This window comes from Cupriavidus sp. WKF15, from assembly GCF_029278605.1.
In the GTDB taxonomy this organism is placed as follows: Bacteria; Pseudomonadota; Gammaproteobacteria; order Burkholderiales; family Burkholderiaceae; genus Cupriavidus.
The window spans coordinates 2,956,279-2,977,752 of sequence record NZ_CP119572.1 but is presented as its reverse complement, the minus strand read 5'-3'; the positions used below and the strand labels follow the sequence as shown (position 1 = coordinate 2,977,752).

20 protein-coding genes are annotated in these 21,474 nt (G+C 67.3%); 4 read left to right on the top strand and 16 right to left on the bottom strand.

What is annotated here, in order from left to right:
- Positions 1-143: 143 nt before the first annotated feature.
- Positions 144-1,970: a bifunctional anthranilate synthase component I family protein/class IV aminotransferase gene (locus CupriaWKF_RS13805; RefSeq protein ID WP_276098411.1), complete on the top strand. Its 1,827-nt coding sequence runs from the start codon at positions 144-146 to the stop codon at positions 1,968-1,970.
- 21 nt (positions 1,971-1,991) lie between these two features.
- On the opposite strand, the gene CupriaWKF_RS13800 is transcribed toward CupriaWKF_RS13805, so the two are convergent.
- The 9 genes from CupriaWKF_RS13800 to CupriaWKF_RS13760 form a co-directional block, all read right to left on the bottom strand.
- A complete protein-coding gene (locus tag CupriaWKF_RS13800; protein ID WP_276098410.1) occupies positions 1,992-2,678 on the bottom strand; it encodes an energy-coupling factor ABC transporter ATP-binding protein in 687 nt (228 codons plus the stop codon).
- Positions 2,675-3,373, bottom strand: coding sequence for an ABC transporter permease (locus tag CupriaWKF_RS13795; protein ID WP_276098409.1), 699 nt, complete (start codon positions 3,371-3,373; stop codon positions 2,675-2,677). The genes CupriaWKF_RS13800 and CupriaWKF_RS13795 overlap by 4 nt, the downstream gene beginning before the upstream one ends.
- 3 nt (positions 3,374-3,376) lie before the next feature.
- Complete coding sequence (gene panB, locus CupriaWKF_RS13790; protein WP_276098408.1) at positions 3,377-4,198, bottom strand: 3-methyl-2-oxobutanoate hydroxymethyltransferase; 822 nt, start codon at positions 4,196-4,198, stop codon at positions 3,377-3,379.
- Positions 4,199-4,303: 105 nt separating this feature from the next.
- Entirely contained in the window at positions 4,304-4,948 is a 645-nt protein-coding gene (locus CupriaWKF_RS13785) for a deoxynucleoside kinase (RefSeq protein ID WP_276098407.1), read from the bottom strand.
- A 36-nt stretch (positions 4,949-4,984) separates the two neighbouring features.
- Positions 4,985-5,512 (bottom strand): 2-amino-4-hydroxy-6-hydroxymethyldihydropteridine diphosphokinase, encoded by a 528-nt coding sequence (gene folK / locus CupriaWKF_RS13780; RefSeq protein WP_276098406.1) that lies wholly within the window; start codon positions 5,510-5,512, stop codon positions 4,985-4,987.
- Positions 5,509-7,017, bottom strand: a complete 1,509-nt coding sequence (gene pcnB, locus CupriaWKF_RS13775) for a polynucleotide adenylyltransferase PcnB (RefSeq protein ID WP_276098405.1) — start codon at positions 7,015-7,017, stop codon at positions 5,509-5,511. The genes folK and pcnB overlap by 4 nt, the downstream gene beginning before the upstream one ends.
- Position 7,018: 1 nt before the next feature.
- Positions 7,019-7,693, bottom strand: coding sequence for an HAD family hydrolase (locus CupriaWKF_RS13770; protein ID WP_276098404.1), 675 nt, complete (start codon positions 7,691-7,693; stop codon positions 7,019-7,021).
- A gap of 76 nt (positions 7,694-7,769) precedes the next feature.
- Positions 7,770-8,477 (bottom strand): DnaA regulatory inactivator Hda, encoded by a 708-nt coding sequence (gene hda / locus CupriaWKF_RS13765; RefSeq protein WP_276098403.1) that lies wholly within the window; start codon positions 8,475-8,477, stop codon positions 7,770-7,772.
- Between the two features lie 92 nt (positions 8,478-8,569).
- Positions 8,570-9,640 (bottom strand): AI-2E family transporter, encoded by a 1,071-nt coding sequence (locus CupriaWKF_RS13760; RefSeq protein WP_276098402.1) that lies wholly within the window; start codon positions 9,638-9,640, stop codon positions 8,570-8,572.
- Positions 9,641-9,797: 157 nt separating this feature from the next.
- Between CupriaWKF_RS13760 and purM the strand changes: the two genes are divergently transcribed.
- Positions 9,798-10,850 carry a phosphoribosylformylglycinamidine cyclo-ligase gene (purM, locus tag CupriaWKF_RS13755; RefSeq protein ID WP_276098401.1) on the top strand — a complete coding sequence of 351 codons (1,053 nt, stop codon included), beginning with the start codon at positions 9,798-9,800 and terminating at the stop codon, positions 10,848-10,850.
- 105 nt (positions 10,851-10,955) lie between these two features.
- Here the strand turns inward: purM and CupriaWKF_RS13750 are convergent, their stop codons facing one another.
- Both CupriaWKF_RS13750 and CupriaWKF_RS13745 read right to left on the bottom strand, forming a co-directional pair.
- Positions 10,956-12,404, bottom strand: coding sequence for a coniferyl aldehyde dehydrogenase (locus CupriaWKF_RS13750; protein ID WP_276098400.1), 1,449 nt, complete (start codon positions 12,402-12,404; stop codon positions 10,956-10,958).
- A 30-nt stretch (positions 12,405-12,434) separates the two neighbouring features.
- The gene (locus CupriaWKF_RS13745; protein ID WP_276098399.1) at positions 12,435-13,328 is read right to left on the bottom strand and encodes a sterol desaturase family protein; all 894 of its coding nucleotides are present in this window, start codon (positions 13,326-13,328) and stop codon (positions 12,435-12,437) included.
- 119 nt (positions 13,329-13,447) lie between these two features.
- Between CupriaWKF_RS13745 and CupriaWKF_RS13740 the strand changes: the two genes are divergently transcribed.
- Entirely contained in the window at positions 13,448-14,374 is a 927-nt protein-coding gene (locus tag CupriaWKF_RS13740; RefSeq protein WP_276098398.1) for a LysR family transcriptional regulator, read from the top strand.
- A 5-nt stretch (positions 14,375-14,379) separates the two neighbouring features.
- On the opposite strand, the gene CupriaWKF_RS13735 is transcribed toward CupriaWKF_RS13740, so the two are convergent.
- Genes CupriaWKF_RS13735 through mutL form a run of 3 tightly spaced genes read right to left on the bottom strand, consistent with a single transcriptional unit; the run spans position 14,380 to position 17,889 of the window.
- Positions 14,380-14,883 (bottom strand): GNAT family N-acetyltransferase, encoded by a 504-nt coding sequence (locus CupriaWKF_RS13735; protein ID WP_276098397.1) that lies wholly within the window; start codon positions 14,881-14,883, stop codon positions 14,380-14,382.
- Positions 14,884-14,928: 45 nt separating this feature from the next.
- Complete coding sequence (miaA, locus tag CupriaWKF_RS13730) at positions 14,929-15,885, bottom strand: tRNA (adenosine(37)-N6)-dimethylallyltransferase MiaA (protein ID WP_276098396.1); 957 nt, start codon at positions 15,883-15,885, stop codon at positions 14,929-14,931.
- A 36-nt stretch (positions 15,886-15,921) separates the two neighbouring features.
- Positions 15,922-17,889 (bottom strand): DNA mismatch repair endonuclease MutL, encoded by a 1,968-nt coding sequence (gene mutL / locus CupriaWKF_RS13725; RefSeq protein ID WP_276098395.1) that lies wholly within the window; start codon positions 17,887-17,889, stop codon positions 15,922-15,924.
- 140 nt (positions 17,890-18,029) lie between these two features.
- Here mutL and CupriaWKF_RS13720 point away from each other — a divergent pair, with 140 nt between their 5' ends.
- Positions 18,030-18,683, top strand: a complete 654-nt coding sequence (locus CupriaWKF_RS13720) for a VTT domain-containing protein (RefSeq protein WP_276100807.1) — start codon at positions 18,030-18,032, stop codon at positions 18,681-18,683.
- A 38-nt stretch (positions 18,684-18,721) separates the two neighbouring features.
- Here CupriaWKF_RS13720 and CupriaWKF_RS13715 read toward each other — a convergent pair whose 3' ends face one another.
- Together CupriaWKF_RS13715 and murJ are read right to left on the bottom strand one after the other, a co-directional pair.
- Positions 18,722-19,570, bottom strand: a complete 849-nt coding sequence (locus CupriaWKF_RS13715) for a SirB1 family protein (protein WP_276098394.1) — start codon at positions 19,568-19,570, stop codon at positions 18,722-18,724.
- A gap of 93 nt (positions 19,571-19,663) precedes the next feature.
- Positions 19,664-21,214 (bottom strand): murein biosynthesis integral membrane protein MurJ, encoded by a 1,551-nt coding sequence (gene murJ / locus CupriaWKF_RS13710; RefSeq protein ID WP_276098393.1) that lies wholly within the window; start codon positions 21,212-21,214, stop codon positions 19,664-19,666.
- Between the last annotated feature and the right edge of the window lie 260 nt (positions 21,215-21,474).

Genomic DNA, 21,474 nt, shown 5'->3' with positions numbered 1-21,474 from the left:
CCCCGAAAGACCGGCCATGCCAGCGCGTGGCCGGTTTGCTTTTGTGCCCGCGATGCGGGCCGGCAGCGCATAATGCAGGCGCTGTGTTTTCCCCGCTCCCCGCCGTGCCTTCCCCGCATTCCTGTCCCGATTCCGAACCTTTCGTGCTGCTGGACGATGCCACCGCATCGCCCGGCGAAGCGGCGTCGCGCCTGTACACCGGCCTGGTCCGCGAAGACCTGCTGCCAGCCGGCAGCAATCCCGCCGAACTCGACACCCTGCTCGCCGAAGGCTGGCGCCACGGCTGGCATGCCACGCTGTTTGCCCCTTATGAATTCGGCGGTGCGCTGGTCGGGGCGCCTGCCCATACGGATGACAGGCTGCCGTTCCATGACGGCGCCGTGCGCCTGCTGTGGTTCCGCGAGATGCGGCGGCTGGAATGCGACGCAGTGCGGGCCTGGCTGCCGGCGCCGGATGCCCAGGCGCCCGCCGGGCTCATGGATATCACCGCCGACACCGCGCGCGAATCCTTCGATGCCGCGATCGCGCGCATCCACGCATGGATCGAGGCCGGCGACACCTACCAGGTCAATTTCACGCAGCGGCTCGCGTTCTCGGCCTTCGGTGACCCGCGCGCGCTCTATGCCGCCCTGCGCGCCGCGCAGCCGGTGCCGTTCGGGGTACTGGCCTGCCTGCCGGGCGATGCCTGGGTGCTGTCCCTGTCGCCAGAATTGTTCGTCCAGCATGATGGCGATGGCCGCCTTGTCACGCGCCCGATGAAAGGCACCGCGCCGCTTTCCGGCGATCCGGCAAAGGACGCGCAAGCCGCGGCCGCGCTTGCCGCGGATGCCAAGAACCGTGCCGAGAACGTGATGATCGTGGACTTGCTGCGCAATGACCTGGGCCGCATCGCGCAGCCGGGCAGCGTGGCGGTGCCGGACCGCTTCGTCGTGCAGCCATTCGGTGCCGTGCTGCAGATGACCTCGACCGTCACGGCGACCGCGCGGCCGGATACGCGCTTTGGCGATCTGTTCGGCGCGCTGTTCCCGTGCGGCTCGATTACCGGCGCGCCCAAGCGGCGCACCATGCAGATCATCGCGGAACTCGAGCCCGCGCCGCGCGGGCTCTATACGGGCGCAATCGGCTGGCTGGACGCGCCCGGGCCCGGCGATGGCGGCCTGTGCCGCTTTGCCATGTCGGTGGCCATCCGCACGCTGGCGCTGTCACCGCGCGCGGCGGACGGCCTGCGTGCCGGCGAGATGGGCGTGGGCGGCGGTATCGTGCACGACAGCGTGGCGGCGGACGAGTTTGCCGAGTGCGGCTGGAAGGCGCGTTTCCTGACCCGCCATGATCCGGGCTTCACGCTGTTCGAGACCATGCGTGTGGAAGACGGCCATTGCCTGCGCCTCGACCGCCATCTTGCGCGCATGGCTTCATCGTCAGCGACGTTCGGGTTTGCCTTCGACAGCGCGGCAGTCAGGGCAGCTGTCGAGGCCGAGGCAGCGCGTCTTGGCGCAGGCAACTGGCGTTTGCGGATGAGCGTCGATAAAGCTGGCAAGCTCGCCTTCGCCAGCGGGGCGCTGCAGCCGCTGGCGGCGCAGTCCGTCATGCTCGATATCGCCGCCGAAGCGCTGCCGGATGCCAATCCCCTGCGCCGCCACAAGACCAGCGTGCGCGCGGTCTATGACGCCGGCTGGCAGGCTGCGGAAGGCGACGGCTGCTTCGATCGCTTGTTCTTCAATACGCGCGACGAATTGCTTGAAGGCGGCCGCAGTTCGATGTTCGTCAAGGTGGATGGCGAATGGCTGACTCCGCCATTGGCCGCGGACATCCTGCCTGGCGTGATGCGGGCCGTGATGCTGGAGCACGGCGATGCCCTGCTCGATGGCACCGCCCGCGAGGGAATCGTGACGCGTGCCATGCTGATGCGCGCGCAGGCGATTGTGGCCGTGAATTCGCTGCGCGGGGCGATGCGGGCAACGTTGCGCTAGACCGGGGCAGCGGTCGCGCCACTAGCGATGGTGCGTATCCAGAACCCCATCCCCGAGCTTCCACCGCACCACGCCGGGCAGGTTGATCAGGTCGCGGTCATGGCAGATCATCACCACGGTGCGGCCCTCGGCCGCCAGTTCGCGCACCAGCGCAATGACCTGTTCGCGCGCCTGGCCGTCCAGGCTTGAGGTCGGCTCGTCGAGCAGCATCAGTTCCGGCTCCAGCACCTTGGCGCGCGCCAGCGCCACGCGCTGGATTTCTCCGCCCGACAGGCGCTCGGGCGCGGTGTCCTGCAGGTGCGCGACACCGGCCCAGGCCAGCGCCTCGTCCACGCGCCGCGCGATCTCATGATGCGGCAGGCCGCGCGCGCGCAGGCCGTAGGCAATGTTTTCGCGCACGGAAGTGCGGAACAGGTAAGGGTGCTGGTGCAGGTAGGCGATGCGCTCGCGCAGTTCGCGCGGAAGCGGATCCAGCGGTGCGCTGCGCGCAGCGGCGTTGGAGTCGGTCCAGTGCACGGTGGCGCCGGGCGCAGGTTCCAGGCCGGCCACCATGCGCAGCAGCGTGGTCTTGCCCGCGCCGTTCTGCCCCGTCAACACGATGGCCGTGGCGCGCGGAAAGGCAAGCTCGCCGACCTCGAACAGGCGGCGCGCGCCGATGCTGCGCGACAGGCCGCGCACAGTCAGCAAGGGCGTGGGCGAGGCGTTCATCGGCGGAAGCCTCCGGCGCCTTGCAGCCAGGCCATGGCAACATTCACCAGCAGCGCCAGCGCGACCAGCACGATGCCGAGCGCAATCCCCTGCGCGAACTCGCCCTTGCTCGTTTCCAGCGCGATCGCCGTGGTGATGGTGCGGGTCGAGCCTTCGATATTCCCGCCGATCATCAGCGCCGAGCCCACCTCGGCAATCACGCGGCCAAAGCCCGCCACAATGGCCGCCATCAGCCCGAAGCGCAGTTCACGGACGACCGTGAAAAAGGTGCGCCAGCGCCCCGCGCCGAGCACGCGCGCAGTCTCCTGCAGGCGCCGATCGGCGCCCTGCAGCGTGGACAGCGAGAACGCGAGGATCACGGGAAAACCGATCACCGCCTGCCCGAGCACCATGCCGGCTGGCGTGAACAGCAGCGCCAGGCTGCCGAGCGGACCCTGCCGCGTCAGCAGCAGGTAGAGGATGAGCCCGACCAGCACGGTCGGGAACGAGAGGAAGGCCTGCGCCACCACGACGACAGCGCGGCGGCCAGGGAACTGGTGCGTCGCGATCAGCCACGCAGCGCCCACCGCAGGGGCTGTGGCGATGGCCAGCCCCAGCACCGCCACCATCAGCGAGGTCCAGACAATGAACCAGAGCGCCGCGTCGCCGCTGGCGAGCAGGCGGAACGCGGCCAGCGTGGCGGCGCCGATCTCCACCGGTCAGGCGGAGAAGGTGTGCTCTGCGGCGGGGAAGCTGCCGTCCTTCACGGCGGCCACGTAGGCGCGGATCGCGCCTTCGATCGAGGTCTGTCCATCCATGAAATTGCGCACGAACTTGGCCTTGCGGCCCGGATAGACGTTGATCATGTCCTGCAGCACCAGCACCTGGCCGGAGCAGTCGGCGCCCGCGCCGATGCCGATGGTCGGCACCTTGAGCATTTGCGTGATCTCGCCTGCCAGCGTGGCCGGCACCGCCTCCATCAACACGATCTGCGCGCCGGCGCCCTGCAGCGAGAGCGCGTCGCGCTTGAGCTGGGCCGCGCCCTCGTCGGTCTTGCCCTGCACCTTGAAGCCGCCGAACGCATGCACGGACTGCGGCGTCAGGCCGATGTGGGCGCACACCGGGATGCTGCGTTCGACCAGGAACTTGACCGTCGGGGCGAGCCAGTCGCCGCCTTCGAGCTTGACCATGTGGGCGCCCGCGCGCATCAGCGCGACCGCGCTGGCAAAGGCCATTTCCGGCGTGCCGTAGGTGCCGAACGGCAGGTCGGTCACCAGCAGCGCGGTCTGGTTGGCGCGCGCCACGCATTCGGTGTGGTAGGCCATGTGCTCCAGCGTCACGGGCAGCGTGGTCTGCTGGCCTTGCATCACGTTGCCGAGCGAATCGCCCACCAGGATGACTTCCACGCCGCAGAAGTCCAGCAGTGCGCCAAAGCTGGAGTCGTAGGCGGTCAGCATGGCGATCTTTTCACCGGCGTCGCGCATGGCCTGCAGCCGGGTGATGGTGACGGTCTTGCGGGTGGGATCGAGGAGGTAGCTCATGGCAGTGACGAGTCAGGAGAGTGGCGCCCGGCGTTGCGGTGGCCGGCGCGGCTGTCGTTATGGTTATGTGCCGCCCCGGGCGTCGCTTGGCGGGCCCGGCGGCGGTCAGGGCGCAGCCAGATTGAGAAAGGCCCTGCGACCGCGCATGTTCTCGATGCGCGTCAGTAGTGTACGGAAATCCCCATCGTTGTCCACCGGATTGAAATGGGCGGTGTCCACGATCAGCACCGGGGCTTCGTCGTAGCGGTGGAACAGTTCGCCATAGGCCTGGGTCAGCCGTTGCAGGTATGGCTCGTCGATGCCGGTGGCCTCGCCGGGCGCGCCGCGCCGGGCGATGCGCTCGCGCAGCAGGGACGGGGTGGCCTGCAGCATGATCACGAGGTCGGTGCGCTGGGGCGGCAGCTGCAGCCGTGCGGCAATCGCGTCATACAGCGCCAGCTCGTCCTCGGGCAGGGTCAGCGATGCGTACAGGCGGTCCCGGACGAAGAGGAAGTTGCTCACCATGCGCTGACCTGCGAGCAGGGCGCTCTGCCATTGCTGGAGCTGGTCAGCGCGCTTGTTCAGGCAGGCGAGCTGCAGCGGCAGCGCGTAGCGGGCGGGTTCGCGGTAGAAGCGTTCCAGGAAGGGAGTGGTGCGGGCGCCATCGAGCAGTGCCGCCGCGTGCAGCGTGTGCGCGAGGCGCTGGGCCAGCGCGGTCTTGCTGGATCCGATCGGACCTTCCACCACGATGCGGCGCAGGTGTTCGAGCATAGCGTTGCGGCGCGAGTCGGGACTGTCCCGGCCAGCTCAGTCCTTGACGCCGGCGTTGCCGGCGGCCTGTGCACGCATGCACTTGCAGGTGGAAACTTTCTCGATGCGCTGATCGCCGACGCCCGCAAGGTAATCGATGGCACGGCCTGCGCCAGGGATTACGAGTTCCGGGGCCAGTTCCAGCAGCGGCACGAGCGTGAAGGCACGCACGGTGACTCGAGGGTGCGGCACCGTCAGCCGTTCGTCGTTGTGCTGTTCATCACCGAACACCAGCAGGTCGAGGTCCAGCGTGCGCGGCGCGTTGCGGAACGGGCGTTCACGGCCGAACTGGTCTTCGATGTGGTGGCAGATGCGCAGCAGCTGCCAAGCGGTGAACGAGGTCTGCACCTTGACCACCGCGTTGTAGTAGTCGTCGCCACCGGCATCGACGGGCGCGGTCCGGTACAGCGAGGACCGTGCCAGCACCGTGATGCCGACCTGCTGGGCCAGGCACACGATGGCGTCCTTCAGCGCCTGGCGGGCATCGCCCAGGTTGGCACCGATGCCGATGAAGGCGAGTGTCATTGATGTTCCTCCGGCTGGTCGCGGCCGGCATGGACTTCCTGCCCCGCGTCCGTGTCGCTCCGGGAAGAAACTTTATCCGATTTCCGCGGACCGCGCCGGCGGCGCTTCTTGCGTGCCGGGCCTTCGCCATCGGCCGCCGGGCCGCGAGCGTTGCGCACGTTGTCGATCAGGCCCTCGCGCTCGTCCGGCTCGGCGTCCTGGAAGTCCTGCCACCAGCGGGACAGCTCCTCCGGCAATTCGCCGGACTGGCAGCGCAGGTGCAGGAAGTCGAAACCGGCGCGGAAGCGCGGCGACTCCAGCAGGCGGAACGGCATGCGGCCGACGCGCTTCTCGAAGCGCGGCTGCATGCCCCAGATGTCGCGCATGTCGGTGACGAAGCGGCGCTGGATCGCGAGCTGGCCGGTCTGCTTTTCCAGCACGGCGTCCATGGCCGTGTTGAGGGCCGCGATCGCGTGCTCGCCGCGCGCGCGTTCGGCATTCCAGTGCTGCAGCACGTGGTGCCACAGCAGCGCGGCAAACAGGAAGCCCGGCGATACCGGCTTGCCGGCCTGCACGCGGCGATCGGTGTTGTCCAGCGCCAGCTGCACGAAGCGCTGGCCCATGGGCTGCTCCAGCGCCACGTCCAGCAGCGGCAGCAGGCCCTTGTGCAGGCCAGCCTTGCGCAGTTCCTGCAGCGATGCCCAGGCGTGGCCGGACATCAGCAGCTTGAGCATCTCGTCGAACAGGCGCGCGCTGGGCACGTTGTGGATCAGCGTGGCCAGGCCCGCGACCGGCTCGCGCGTGGCCTCGTCGATGCCGAAGCCGGTCTTGGCCGCGAAACGCACCACGCGCAGCATGCGCACCGGATCCTCGCGGTAGCGCGTGACCGGGTCGCCGATCATGCGCAGCGTGCGCGCGCGGATGTCTTCCATGCCGTGATGGTAGTCATGCACGGTCTGCGCGGCCGGGTCGTAGTACATCGCGTTGATGGTGAAGTCGCGGCGTTCCGCGTCTTCTGCCTGCGAGCCCCACACGTTATCGCGCAGCACGCGGCCCGAGGCATCGATCGCGTGGGTCTTGCTGTCGAGTTCGGAGCGCTTGAGGCGCCGGCCCTCGGGCAGCGTCTCGCTGGCCACGGCATCGACCAGCGCGCGGAACGTGGAAACCTCGATGATTTCCTGCTCGCGCCCGCCATAGAACGTCACATGGACGATCTGGAAGCGCCGCCCGATGATGCGCGAACGCCGGAACAGCGCCTGCACCTGCTCGGGCGTGGCGTTGGTGGCGACGTCGAAATCCTTGGGCTTGATGCCGAGCAGCAGGTCGCGCACGGCGCCGCCAACGATAAAGGCCTGGTAGCCCGCCTGTTGTAGCGTCGAAGTGACTTTTACGGCATTGCGCGACAGCAGGGTCGGGTCAATGCGGTGTTCGTCTGCCGTGACGATGCGCGGCGTGTGGGCGCGGCCGGTGCGGCGCTGCTTGGGGCCGGGGTTGCCCAGCAGGCGGTTGATGAGCTTCTTGATCACGTCAGAACAGATCCATGATGCGCCAGCCTGCAGCGGCGGCATGCTGGCGCAGGCGATCGTCCGGGTTGGTGGCGATCGGCTCGCTGGCCTTTTCCAGCAGCGGCAGGTCGTTGGCCGAGTCGCTGTAGAAGAAGGTCGAGCCGAAATCGTCCCAGTGCGCGCCCTGGCTCTTGAGCCAGGCGTCGACGCGGGTAATCTTGCCTTCGCGGAAGCTCGGCACGCCGTCGACGTCGCCGGTGAACTGGCTCCCGGGCTTGCCGTCGACGGTTGCCGGCTCGGTGGCGATCAGGTGCTTGATGCCGAAGGCGGACACGATCGGCGCCGTGACGAAGCTGTTGGTGGCGGTGACCACGGCGCACAGGTCGCCGGCTTCCAGGTGCTTGTAGACCAGCGCGCGGGCCTGCGGCGTGATGACCGGGTCGATCACTTCCAGCATGAAGCGCTGGCGCAGGGCGTCCAGGCGGTCGCGCGGATTGGCGGCCAGCGGCGCCAGCGCAAAGCGCAGGAAAGCCTGGATATCCAGGGTGCCGGCCTTGTAGTGGCCGTAGAACTCGTCGTTCTTGCGGCGATAGGATTCCTCGTCGACAACGCCCTGGCGCACCAGGAAACGGCCCCATTCGTGGTCGCTGTCAGTCGGGATCAGGGTGTGGTCTAGATCAAAGAGTGCCAGATTCATGGGGCGCGATTTTACCTTAAGGGAGGTGGGCCGGTCGGCGAGCCAGCACGCCGGCCATCGGTAGGCTGGTGGGCGACTATTCCCTGAACTCCGCGAACATTTCGCGAAGCAGGGGCAGGGTCACCGGACGCTTGCGCTCCAGCGAGTATGTGTCGAGGGCGTCGAGCAGCGCCATCAGGCTGGGCATGTCGCGGTAATGACGCGTCACCAGCCAGTGCGTGATCTCCGGGGACAGTTGCAGCCCGCGCTCGCGTGCCGCCTGCAGCACTGCGGACATCTTGTCCTCGTCCGACAGCGGCTGCACCTGGTAGACCAGGCCCCAGCCGAGCCGGGTGCGCAGGTCTTCACGCACCGGCATGGCGCGCGGCGCGAGGCCTCCAGCCACCACCAGCGCGGTGCGTACGTGCGCGCGGACTTCGTTGTACAGCGAAAACACCGCGATCTGGCGTGCTTCGTCGAGCAGGTCGACATCGTCCACCGTATAGAGCTGGCAGGACGGATCGAACAGGAAGTCCGAGAGCGGATGATGCGGGCTCAGGTAGCGGCAGTTGATGCCGGTCTGCGGCGTGGCTTCGCACACGGCGTGCAGCAGGTGGGTGCGGCCGCAGCCCACTTCGCCCCACAGGTAGACCAGCCGGTCCACGGCGCGCTCCTGCGCGACTGCGCCGGGCAGGTCGCGCAGACGCTGCACCGCCTCGCGATTCGAGGCCACGACGAAATTGTCGAAGGTCGAAGGCGGAGGGCTGCCAAGCTCGAGGGAAAGTTGCTTGGGACGCGGGGACATGACGTATGGCTTGCTTGCGGGGGGCAGCTCGCGCGCTGCGCTTGGAATCGGCTCAAGCCGACTATTGTCCGTCATTTTTCCCGTTGTTACCGTCATTTCCGATAAAGGTCGCTGGCCAGGTACGCGCGGCGAAGCTGTCTCGCCCCGACCAGCAGCACCGCACACGTTGGCAGCGCCAGCAGCACGCCGAAGAAACCGAACAGCTGGCCGAACGCGAGCAGCGCGAAGATCACCACCAGCGGGTGCAGCCCGATGCGCTCGCCGACCAACCGCGGAGTCAGGTAGAAGCTCTCGATGAACTGGCCAAAGCCGTACACGACTGCCACCGCGGCCAGCCCGTACCAGTCGCCGAACTGCAGCAGCGCGGCCAGGATGGCCAGCGTCAGGCCGACGCCGAAGCCGATGTACGGGATGAACACCGCCAGTCCCGTGAACACGCCCACGGGCACGCCGACGTCAAAGCCGGCAACGGTCAGCCCGATCGAATAGATCGACGCCAGGATCACCATCACCAGGATCTGGCCGCGCAGGTATTGCGACAGCAGCACATCGGTCTCGCTGGTGAGTTCGCGTACCTTCGGTACCCAGCGGCGCGGCACCAGGCCTTCGATGCGCCGCATCACCATGTGCCAGTCCATCATCAGGTAGAACATGACGATGGGAATGATGAATACCATGCCGGCCACCTCGATCAACGCCGAGCCGGAGACCTTGGCGTAGTTCAGCAGCACCGCCAGCAGGTCTTCGGGGCTGGCCGTGAACCGGTCCGACAGCATGGCGCGCAGGCCCGGGAAATCGAAGCGCACGCGCACGCCAAAATCGGCCAGGCGCGGCGCCACCACGGCGTTGAGCTTCTTCAGCAGCATCGGCAGCTGCTCGCGGAACTGCGGGATTTCCCGTTGCAGCACGGCGATCAGCAGCAGCGCCAGGACCACGCAGATGACCGCCAGCAGCAGGATCATCAAGGCCACGGCGATGGCGCGCGGCACACGGCGGCGCGCGATCCAGTCCACGCCGGGGGTCAGGATGTAGGCGAAGATGAACGCCAGCAGGAATGGCGTCAGGATCGGCGCCAGCGCGACGATGGCCGCAAACAGGCCTGCGGCGACCGCAATCCAGAGCAGGATGCGCTTGGTCTCATCGTTCAGCAGGGGAGCGTTCATCGTGGGCGCATAGGGCGGAACCGGCGAAACTGGAAGCGGGGCGCCTGTATCCGTTAAAATCGCGATTCTACTGGACTCGCGCCCGCCCCCTGCCGTTGCCGGGGCTGTCGGAGCGGCGAAGTCTCCACTTTATCTCCTCTGACACAAGCAGGTTCCCATGAGCGCTTCCCCGACCGCTGGCCAGGCAGGCCTTTCCTACCGCGATGCCGGTGTTGACATCGATGCCGGCGATGCCCTGGTCGACCGCATCAAGCCGTTTGCCAAGCGCACCATGCGCGAAGGCGTGATGGCCGGCATCGGCGGTTTCGGCGCGCTGTTCGAGCTGTCGAAGAAGTACCAGGAGCCCGTGCTGGTGTCGGGCACCGATGGCGTGGGCACCAAGCTCAAGCTCGCGTTCCAGCTGAACCGCCACGACACCGTGGGCCAGGACCTGGTGGCCATGAGCGTGAACGACATCCTGGTGCAGGGCGCCGAGCCGCTGTTCTTCCTGGACTACTTCGCCTGCGGCAAGCTGGACGTGGACACGGCTGCGACCGTGATCCAGGGCATTGCCCGTGGCTGCGAACTGTCCGGCTGCGCGCTGATCGGTGGCGAAACCGCCGAAATGCCGAGCATGTACCCGGATGGCGAGTACGACCTGGCCGGCTTCGCGGTCGGCGCGGTGGAAAAGAAGAAGATCATCGACGGCACCACGATCGCCCCGGGCGATGTGGTGCTGGGCCTGGCCTCGTCGGGCGCGCATTCCAACGGCTATTCGCTGGTGCGCAAGATCATTGACGTGGCGAAGCCGGACCTGAACGCCGACTTCCACGGCCAGCGCCTGCAGGATGCCATCATGGCGCCGACGCGCATCTACGTGAAGCCGCTGCTGTCGCTGATCGAAACCCTGCCGGTCAAGGGCATGGCCCACATCACCGGCGGCGGACTGACCGAAAACGTGCCGCGCGTGCTGCCGCAGAACACCACGGCCGTGCTCCAGCGCGACGCCTGGACGCTGCCGCCGCTGTTCCAGTGGCTGCAGGCGCAGGGCCGCGTGGCGGACGATGAAATGCACCGCGTGTTCAACTGCGGCATCGGCATGGTCGTGATCGTGGCCAAGGAAGATGCCGAACGCGCGATCCGCCATCTGCAGGCGGCCGGCGAGGCCGTGTGGGAGATCGGCGAGATCCGCGAGCGCGCCGAAGGCCAGGCGCAGACCGTGGTGGTCTGATCGCGGCAGCGTTCTTGCCGGCCGGGCGCCGGCAACGTTTGACGAGCAAAGGGCACGTGCGCAGCACGTGCCCTTTGCTTTTGGAATCCTGTCGGGCAGGGTGGTCTACCCCTTCAACCTGATCAGCAGCTCCATCATCCGCGCGACCTTTGCACCATAGGGCGGCTGGAACAGTTTCTGCACCATCGACACCCGTCCCTGATAAAACACCGGCCGTAGCTTGGAGAAGGTGTTGAACCCTTCCCGGCCGTGGTAGTGGCCCATGCCGCTCGGCCCGACGCCGCCAAACGGCAGGTCATGCTGCGCCACGTGCAGCAGCGCATCATTCACCGAGACGCCACCGGACATCACATGCGTGATGTAGTACTGCTGCAGCGCCTTGTCATGCGTGAACGGGTAGATCGCCAGCGGCCGGTCATGCGCGTTGATGTAGTCGGCCACTTCCTGCCGGTCGCGATAAGTACGGACGGGCAGGATCGGTCCGAAGATCTCGCGTTGCGACACCAGCATGTCTTCGCGCGGATTGAGCACCAGGCACGGCGGGAACTTGCGCGTTGCGGCGTCGGGGGCCGGTCCCGCGGCAAGTTCGACGATCATGGCGCCCTTGGCCCTGGCATCCTCCAGCGATGCCCACAGGCGGTCATAGGCGCGCTGGTCGATTATGGCAGTGTAGTCGTTGCTGCCGAGATCGGGGAAGCGCTCGGCGATCAGCCGCCTGGCATGCGCGACGAACGCTTCTACCGCATCCTCGGGCAGGAAGACGTAGTCGACATTGGTGCAGATCTGCCCGGCATTGAACATCTTGACCCACAGGATGCGCTCGACAGCGGCCTGGACGGGAAAGTCGGGTGCCACGATCGCGGGCGCCTTGCCGCCCAGTTCCAGCGTGACCGGCGTGAGGTTGCGCGCCGCATTGGCCATGACCGCACGGCCCGTGGCGCCGGAGCCGGTGAACAGCAGGTGGTCGAACGGCAGCGAGGAAAAGGCTGGCCCGCGCCCGCCGCCGTCCTCGAAGAACTTCAGCTTGTCTTCGGGGAAGTATCGCGGACTGACGCGCGCCAGCAGTTGCGCGAGGTGGCGCGAGTTTTCCGACATCTTGACCATGGCCCGGTTGCCCGCCGCGAAGATCGCGGCAAGCGGGCAGAACGCGAGGTTGAGCGGAAAATTCCACGGCACGATGACCCCGACCACGCCCAGCGGCTGCGGGATGACGCGGTTGCGCGCGCCCGGGTACATCAGCACGTCGATATGGCGCCGTTGCGGCTTCATCCACTTGCGCAGCTGCCGGCGCGCGTCGCGGATCGATTCGAGCGCGACGAAGAATTCAGCGAAAAGGGTCTCGAACTCCGAACGGCTGCCGTAGTCGCGCCCGATCGCTTCGACGATCTGCGCGCGGTTCTCCGTGAGCAGGCGCGACAGCGTCTTCAGGTCGGCGATGCGCTGCGCATAACCGGGCGCCGGATCGGCGAGATACGCGCGGCGCTGCCGCGCGAAGCAGGTCTGGAATTCCTCTGGCATCACCGCGTGATCGGCAAGCAGGTCAATGGCACCCACGGGTTCTCCTGTTGATTCAAGTGCGATACGTCATGGATTGCCGGCAGCCGTGGCATCGGCGGCGGCGTCCTGGTCGCCGTAGGCCTGGCCGCCAAAGCGCAGCGCCGTATGCTGGCGTTGCGACTGGCGCAGCGGGTAGAACATCTGCGCGCCCCAGTGCTCGGCGCCGAAGCGGCGGTCGTCTTCGAGACCGACCTTGGCCGGGTACTTGCGCGTGATGTGGGCCGTGCCGAACAGCACATCCCAGAAGAACAGCAGGTTGCCGAAGTTGCCCTTGTAGTAGCCGATGCCGTCGGCATTGGTCAGCGCATGGTGGGCCCAGTGGGTCGCCGGCGTGGAGATGGTCCGTTCGACCACCCACATCAGCGGCCGCACCACGCGGATGCGGTAGAGCGGCTCGTCCCAGCGCCAGGCGCAGTGTGCGCCGAGGATCACCATCATCTTGACCACGATGTACACGGCGTAGACCTTGCCGAAGCCGAGATACAGCAGCACCCCCGCGCTCCACAGCCCCGGCATCATCAGGTAGTAGAAGAAATTGTTCCGGTACGTGACGCGGATGCTCATGTACGAAGCCGAATGGTGCGCGCGATGCAGCGGCCACAGCCACGGCGTATGGGACGCGCGGTGCCACCAGTACTGCGTCATGTCGTCGGCGACCAGCAGGATCGCCGTCATCGCCCACCACGGCAGGTGGGACCATGCGCCGCGCATGTCGGGCATGAGCCAGTTGCACAGCCAGTTGGCGCCCAGCAGCGCGAACGGCTGCGTCACGGCGATCAGGCTGACGAACATCAGCACTTCGAGCTTGGTGTCGTTGGCGTCGGCGCGCACGCTTTGCTGGTAGCGCCGCGTGGCGAATTCCATCACGGCAAAGCCGAGGATGATGCTGCCGATCAGCAGGTTCTGTAGCTGCAGGTTCATGTGCGTTGTCTCCGATATCTGCGGTCATGCCGGTTATGCGGAAACTCTAGGTTGGCGCGGTTAATGCGTCCAATGCATAATCAGCATCGTTCCAATGCTTCAGACGCAATGAGGTTGTCATGGACCTTCGCCGGCTCAGCCACGTGGTGGCCCTTGCCGATACGCTTCACTTCGCGCGCGCGGCGGAGCAGGTTCACCTGAGCCAGCCCGCGTTCAGCCGCAGCATCCAGGCCATCGAAAGTGATCTCGGGGTACGGCTGTTCGAGCGCGAAGCCGGCGATATCCGGCCCACGCCGGCTGGGGAATTCGTGCTCGAACGCGCGCGGCGGCTGTTGTTCGAGGCGCGCTGCATGCAGCGCGATGTCGATCTTTACCTGGACTCCCGGCTTGGCGACACGGCGTTCGGGGTCGGGCCGTTTCCGGCGGCGACCCTGCTGCCGCGCGTGCTGTCGGAGCTTCGGCGCCTGCATCCACAGGTCGCCTTGCGCGTCGAGGAGAGCAACTGGGTGCTGTTGCTCGAGCGCCTGCGCGCGGAGGACATCGAGTTCTTCGTCGCCGACGTGCGTGACCTCACGGAGGACGCGTCGCTGGACGTGCGCCCGCTGCCCGCCCAGCCGGCGCGCTTCTTCGTGCGCGCGGGGCATCCGCTGACCGGCAAGGCCTGCACGATCCGCGACGCCTGGGAGTACGGGGTGGCAAGCGTCAAGGCGCCGCGCGTGGTCACGGCGGCATTCTCGCGGGCGCTCGGCCTGCCGGATGGCCAGGCGGCCGTGCTGGCGCTCGAATGCGACGACTTCGCCGTGATCCGGGCGGTTACCTTGTCCACGGACATGGTGCTTGGCGCAACCGATGCGTCGGTCAGGGCCGAGCTGGCCTCCGGCGAGCTCGTTGTGCTGGACGTGCAGGGATTGCCGGCGATGAAGGCCGGCATGGGCATTGTGAGCCTGCGCAACCGGACACCTTCGCCGATGGCGGTGAAGGCGATCCGCTGCATCGAGCGGGTGGCAGCGGAGATCAGCGGGGCAGGGGATGCTTTGCCGAAATAGGCAGGTCAGTCCGGCGCGCCAAGGCGGGCCAATGCGTCGCCGGTGACGCGGCAGATGCGCCAGTCGGGCATCACGTCCGCGCCCATCGCCTTGTAGAACGCGATGGACGGCGTGTTCCAGTCGAGCACCGACCACTCGAAGCGGCCGCAGCCGCGCGCCACGGCCAGCGCCGCCAGGTGTCTGAGCAGCGCCTTGCCAAGGCCATGCCCGCGCCAGGCCGGTTCGACGAACAGGTCTTCCAGATACAGGCCGGGTTTGGCGAGGAAGGTCGAGAAATTATGGAAGAACAGCGCGAAGCCGACGGGTTGCACGCCATCAGGCGTATGGGCTTCGACCAGCACGGCCTCGGCCTGCGGCTGCGCGCCGAACAAGGCCTGTTCCAGCTTCTGCGGCGTGGCTTCGACCAGGTGGGTCAGCTTTTCGTATTCGGCCAGTGCCGAGATCAGGCGAAACAGCGTGGTGCTGTCGGCTGGCGTGGCGGGGCGGATGGCAAAGGAAGGAGACGGCATGGCGCAGGGCATCATCGGGACGGGCGACGATTATCGCCGCTCTCGTCACATCCCGGCCAGCCGCGCGACCTGCGCGACATAGTCCGGCGCGAGGCAATCGACGGACAGGCGCTCCGGCGTGCTGCGCAGCCACGTGATCTGGCGCTTGCAGAGCTGGCGCGTGGCCGCGATGCCGCGTTCGCGCATGGTCGCGTAGTCGCTGTCGCCATCGAGGTACTCCCAGACCTGCCGGTAGCCCACGCACCGGATCGACGGCAGGCCGGGGTGGAGATCGCCGCGCCGGCGCAGGCGTTCGACTTCCTCGATCAGGCCGCCGGCCAGCATGGCGTCATAACGCGCGGCAATGCGCGCGTGCAGCACGCTGCGGTCCGACGGCTCCAGTGCGATCACGCGGTAGCGCTGGTCGGCGGTGCCCGTGAAGGTACGGCCGTCTGCCTGCCGTGCCAGCAGTTCGGACATGGGCTGTCCCGAGAGCCGGTGGATTTCCAGTGCGCGCTGGATGCGCTGGGCATCGTTGGGCGCGAGCCGGGCGGCCGTGACCGGGTCGACTTGCGCGAGCATCGCGTGGAGCGCGGGCCAGCCGCGTTCGGCGGCAAGTTCGTCGAGTTCGGCGCGCACGGCGGGATCGGCCTGGGGCAGGTCGTTCAAGCCCTGCGTCAGCGCCTTGTAGTACAGCATGGTGCCGCCCACGATCAGCGGCTGGCGCCCGCGCGCGCGGATCTCACCGATCAGCCGTTCGGCGTCCGTGACGAATTGCGCGGCGGAGTAGCTGTCGGCCGGATCGATGATGTCGATCAGGTGGTGCGGTACCGCGGCCAGTTCGTCAGGCGTGGGCTTGGCGGTGCCGATATCCATCTCGCGATAGACCAGCGCCGAGTCCAGGCTGATGATCTCGACGCTCGCCTGCCGCGCCAGGGCCAGCGCGGCAGCGGTCTTGCCCGAGGCGGTCGGGCCGAGCAGGCAGACGACGGGCGGGTGTTCGGACGATGGCAAGGCGGACATCAGGGCTTGGGCAAGGCGTGGCGAGGCAAGGCGGGCTTACTGGCCGCGCAGGAACAGGCGGTCCAGCTCGGCCACGCTGAGTTGCACCCAGGTCGGGCGGCCGTGGTTGCACTGGTCGGCGCGCTCGGTCTGCTCCATCTGGCGCAGCAGCGCATTCATCTCTTCGAGCGTGAGCTTGCGGTTGGCGCGCACCGCGCTGTGGCAGGCCAGCGTGGCCAGCAGTTCGTTGCGGCGCTCGGCCAGCACGCGCGAGCCACCATAGGCGTTCAGGTCGCGCAGCACATCGCGCGCCAGCGCCTCGGCATCGGCCTGCTGCAGCAGCGCCGGCACGGCGCGCACGGCGAGCGTGGTCGGCGACACCGGCGCGATGTCGAAGCCGAGCAGCTCCAGCGTTTCGCGATGCTCCTCGGCCGTGCCGATCTCCACCGGGTTCGCGGGCAGGGTCACGGGCAGCAGCAGCGGCTGCACGGCGAGGTCGCACGCATCCAGCGCATCCTTGATCTGCTCGTACAGGATGCGTTCGTGCGCCGCGTGCATGTCGACCAGCACGAGGCCGCGCGCATTCTGCGCGAGCACGTAGACGCCATGCAACTGGGCGATGGCATAGCCGAGCGGGTGGTCGTCGGCGGTTTCCGTCGTGTCATCCGCGGGAGGCACCGCGACCTTGGCCACGGCAATGCCATCGAGCAGGCCCGGCGGCTCTTCGGCCCGCGCGGCCTGCGCATCGGCCAGCCATGCGGGCGGCTGGGACGAAGGCACATAGGGCCGCGGCGCCGTGGCGTCACGTACCATGCCCAGGTAGGCCTGGCGCGGCTGGGCGATGCCAAGCTCGGTCTGGCGCGCCGCCGAATAGTTGATCCACTGGCTGCCGCTGCCCCCGGCACCGCCGTAGGGGGCGCGCGGCTCTTGCAGCGGGATGGCGCCCGGCGCGGGCACGGGCACGGGCACGGGCTCGTCGTCCGTGCCGGTGTGCAGGCTGTCGCCGTTCTCGCCGGCCTGGCGTGCCAGGCAGCGCTGCACGGCGTGATAGACGAACTGGTGCACGGCGCGCGATTCCCGGAAGCGCACCTCGATCTTGGACGGGTGGACGTTCACATCCACCGTCTCCGGCGGCAGGTCCAGGCACAGCACGTAGGACGGGAAGCGGTCGCCGTGCAGCACGTCCTGGTAGGCGCTGCGCACCGCATGGTTGAGCAGCTTGTCACGTACGAAGCGGCCGTTGACGAAGAAGTACTGCTGGTCCGGCCGCCCGCGCGAGGCGGTGGGCAGCCCGGCGAAACCATAGAGATGCAGGTCGCCGGCCTCTTCATCGAGCGGCAGCCGAGCCCGGGCAAAGTCGCTGCCGAGCACCTGCGCCGTACGCGTGGCCACGTCGCCGGCATTCCAGTGTTCGAGCGGCTTGCCGTTGTGGTGGACCGAGATCGCCACGTCGGGACGGGCCAGCGCCGCGCGCCGGACCATTTCCAGGCAATGCCCGAGTTCGGTCTGTTCCGACTTGAGGAACTTTCGGCGCGCCGGAGTGTTGAAGTAGAGATGCTGGACATCAACCGTTGTGCCGACTCCGCCAGATGCCGGCTGCAATGCGCCGGTGTCGGCACTGACTTGCGTGGCATGCGGGTCATGCGCGGTACGGCTGGTCAGGGTCAGCTGGGATACGGAAGCGATCGAGGCCAGGGCCTCGCCGCGGAAACCGAGGGTCAGCACCGCCTCGAGTTCATCCAGCGAAGCGATCTTGCTGGTGGCGTGGCGCATCAGCGCGACGGGCAGTTCGTCCGGCGGAATGCCGCAGCCGTTATCCGTGATGACGATGCGCCGCACGCCGCCTTCTTCCAGCCGGATGCCTAGCTGGCTGGAGCCCGCGTCGAGCGCGTTCTCGAGCAGCTCCTTGACCACGGAAGCCGGGCGCTCGACGACTTCGCCGGCGGCAATCTGGCTGATGAGCTGGTCGGGCAGGGGACGGATCGGCCGCGGCGGCTGCGCGGTGCGGAAGGCGGAGGCTGGCATCCGGCGATTATACGTGCCGTGCCGCACGCGGGATGGCTGGGCCGGGCCCGGCAGGTGACCGATACGTCGGTCGGCTCTTGTATGATGTCGCGCTTGTTGGATCAACCTACAACACAACGGGGAAAGACTTGGATCTCGCTCTGCAGCTCATCGACATGCTGGTGCATGTCGACAAATACCTCGGCACGGTCATCCAGCAGTATGGCGTCTGGGTCTACGCCATCCTGTTCGCGATCGTGTTTGCCGAAACCGGGCTGGTGGTGCTGCCATTCCTGCCGGGCGATTCGCTGCTGTTCATCGCTGGGGCGTTCTGCGCCACGGGTGCCATGAACGAATGGGCGCTGATCGGCCTGCTGCTGACGGCGGCGGTCTCGGGCAATACCGTGAACTACTGGGTCGGCAGCTGGATCGGGCCCAAGGTGTTCGACCACCATTGGCGCTTCCTCGACCAGAAAGCGCTGCGCCGCACGCACGACTTCTACGAGCGCCACGGCGGCAAGACGCTGGTGATGGCCCGTTTCGTCCCGATCGTGCGTACCTTCGCGCCCTTCGTGGCCGGTGTTTCGCAGATGACGTTCGCGCGCTTCCAGTTCTTCAATGTGATCGGCGCGCTGGCGTGGGTGGCGGGACTGGTGTTCGCGGGTTACTTCTTCGGCAACCTGCCGTTCATCAAGCAGTACCTGAACCTGATCGTGCTGGCCGGTATCGGCGCGGCCGTGGTGCCGCTCGTGCTGGGCGGTCTGTGGAAGCTGGTGCGCGGCAACAAGGGCCGCGCGTCGAGCGTCGAGCGCTGAGCAGGCTGCCGCGGTCTCGGCGCGGTCTCAGCGCGGTTTCAGTTGAGGCTGCGGCTCATCATGCGCAGGGCCGGCATGCGGTCGCGGATCTGCGCAATGTCGGAGGCGTCCGGGCGCGCCTTCATATACGCTTCCAGGTCCTCCAGCGCAGGCCGGAAGCACTCCAGATTGGCGTAGGCCAGGCCGCGGTCGCGCACTTCCTCGATCGATCCGGGCAGCAGGATGACCAGGCGGTTCTGCACCGCGAGCAGCCGCTGCCAGCGTGACTCCTGCAGGTAGATGGCCTTGAGGTTGCGCAGCATGCGCGCAATGATCTCGCGGTGGCTGGCGGCCTGCAGGAACAGGCCCAGCGGCACCTGGCCGGGATCGGAAATCCCCTCCCGTTCGAGGTAGGGGTCAAGCATCTCCTGAAGCTGTTCTTTCGACAGGGTTTCGCCAGTCAGGGGGTCGAGGATGACTTCCCCGGCGGGGATCGTCATGCGTACCAGGAAATGGTTCGGGAAGGATACGCCCTTCAACGGCAGGCCGATCTGCTGGCCGAGTTCCATGTACAGCACGGCCAATGAAATGGGGATGCCGCGCCGCTGCTTCAGGACCACGTTCAGATATGAATTGTCCGGGTCGTAGTAGTCGTTGGCGTTGGCGCCGAAACCGAGGTCGCGGTAGAAAAAGTGGTTCAGCAGGCGCAGCCGCTGGATGGCCGGCGTACCTTCGGCGATCCGGCGTTTCAGGCGCAGCGCCAGCACGTCCAGCGCGGCCAGTTCGGCTTGCAGGTCCAGGTCGGGGTAGGCGTCCTGTGCGATGGAAAGTGCGGTTTCAGTGAGGGGGATGCCGTTCTCGTCCGCCACAAGGCTGGCGAAGTAATCAAGGACTTTCGTACTTGTCATTGCGGATTCCTGATGCGGCACGGCCGTACCGTGCCCTCGCGCTCACTTTGGCTAGGGCCGGATCCATCGATGAATGAGCATCGATGAAGGAGCCTAGACCGTCCGGCGCTTGAAAGCGGCGTATCGCAGTCCCATGAGCCACAGTGTACCGAAGTAGACCACCGCCGCAAGTACCAGGCAGGAAGCCAGCAGCGCGATGCGCAGAAGTGGCGTCGCGCCCAGCCCGACCCAGTCGAAATTGCGCACGAACCAGAGCAGCAGGCCCGACAGCAGCAGCACCGCGGTGAACAGCTGGGCCAGGAATAGCGACCAGCCGGGCGCGGGCCGGTAGTAGCCGCGCCGGACCAGGCCCGCAAAGAGCAGCAGGGCGTTGATGGTGGCGCCGACGCTGATCGAGAGCGCCAGGCCGGCATGGCTGAGCCACGGCACGAACGCGTAGTTGCAGGCCTGCGTGATGACGAGCACTACGATTGCGATCTTCACTGGCGTGCGGATGTCCTGCCGCGCGTAGAAGCCCGGAGCCAGGATCTTGATGACGATGAGGCCGAGCAGGCCGGTGCCATAGGACACTAGCGCCTGGCGCGTCATTTCGACGGCGTGGGCGTCGAACTTGCCATAGTTGAACAGCACCGCGGTCAGCGGCGTGCCAAACACGAACAGGCCCACCGCGCACGGCACTGCCAGCAGGAAGGTCAGGCGCAGGCCCCAGTCGAGCAAGCCCGAGTATTCGTCGCGATTGCCCTGCGCGCTCGCCTTCGACAGGCTTGGCAGCAGGATGGTGCCTAGCGCCACGCCAAGCAGCGCGGTCGGGAATTCCATCAGCCGGTCGGCATAGGTCAGGTATGACACGCTGCCCGCGGCCAGGCGCGAGGCAATGTTGGTATTGATGATCAGGCTGATCTGCGCCACCGACACGGCCAGCAGCGCCGGACCCATCTGCCGGAGGATGCGGCGCACGCCGGGGTCGGCCCAGGCCTGGCGCATGCTGAAGCTCACGCGCGGCATGGCGCCCAGGCGCTTGAGCGCGGGCACCTGGATCAGCAGTTGCAGGATGCCGCCGATCAGCACGCCCCACGCCTGCGCATAGATCGGCTGCGCCATGCGCGGGCCGACGAACAGGGCCGCGAAGATGAGGCAAAGGTTCAGCAGCACCGGCGTGAAGGCCGGCACGGCGAACTTGCGCCACGTGTTCAGGATGCCGGAAGCCAGGGCGACCAGCGAAATCAGGCCGATGTACGGGAACATCACGCGCGTCATGAAGACGGCGGCGATGTAGGTCTCGCCTTGCCCGCGGAAGCCGGTTGCCACTACGGTCATCACCAGTGGCGCACCGATCACGCCCAGCAGCGACACGCCCATCAGCGCCCAGGTCATGACCGTGGCGACCGCGTCGATCAGGTGCTTGGTTTCGGCATCGCCGCGCTTGGCGTGGTATTCGCCCAGGATCGGCACGAAGGCTTGCGAGAACGCGCCTTCGCCGAAGATACGCCGCAACAGGTTGGGAATCCGGAACGCCACGTTGAAGGCGTCGGTCATGTCCGAAGCGCCGAACGCACGGGCAATTAGGATTTCGCGCACCAGGCCCGTGATGCGCGAGAGCATGGTCAGGCTGCTGATGGTGGCGAGCGCTTTGAGCAGGTTCAAGGTGAGTGGGCGGGAAGCGGTGGATCGGGCAGGCGCGGGCTGGCGGGCATGGTGGCGTGCGGGCCGCGGATCGCGCGCAGGCGCCGGGATGGCGGTTCAGACGCCCGCCGCGCGGCAAAGTTGCCGCAACTGCACGCCGCGTGCGACGAAAGTGGCGCCTATTATACGGATCGTCCCGGCTGCAGCCCGGCGTCGCGTGGTATACCGAGGTCGGCCTTGCGTGTGGCTTCTGCGTGTGTGTATAATTGCCGATTCACAAG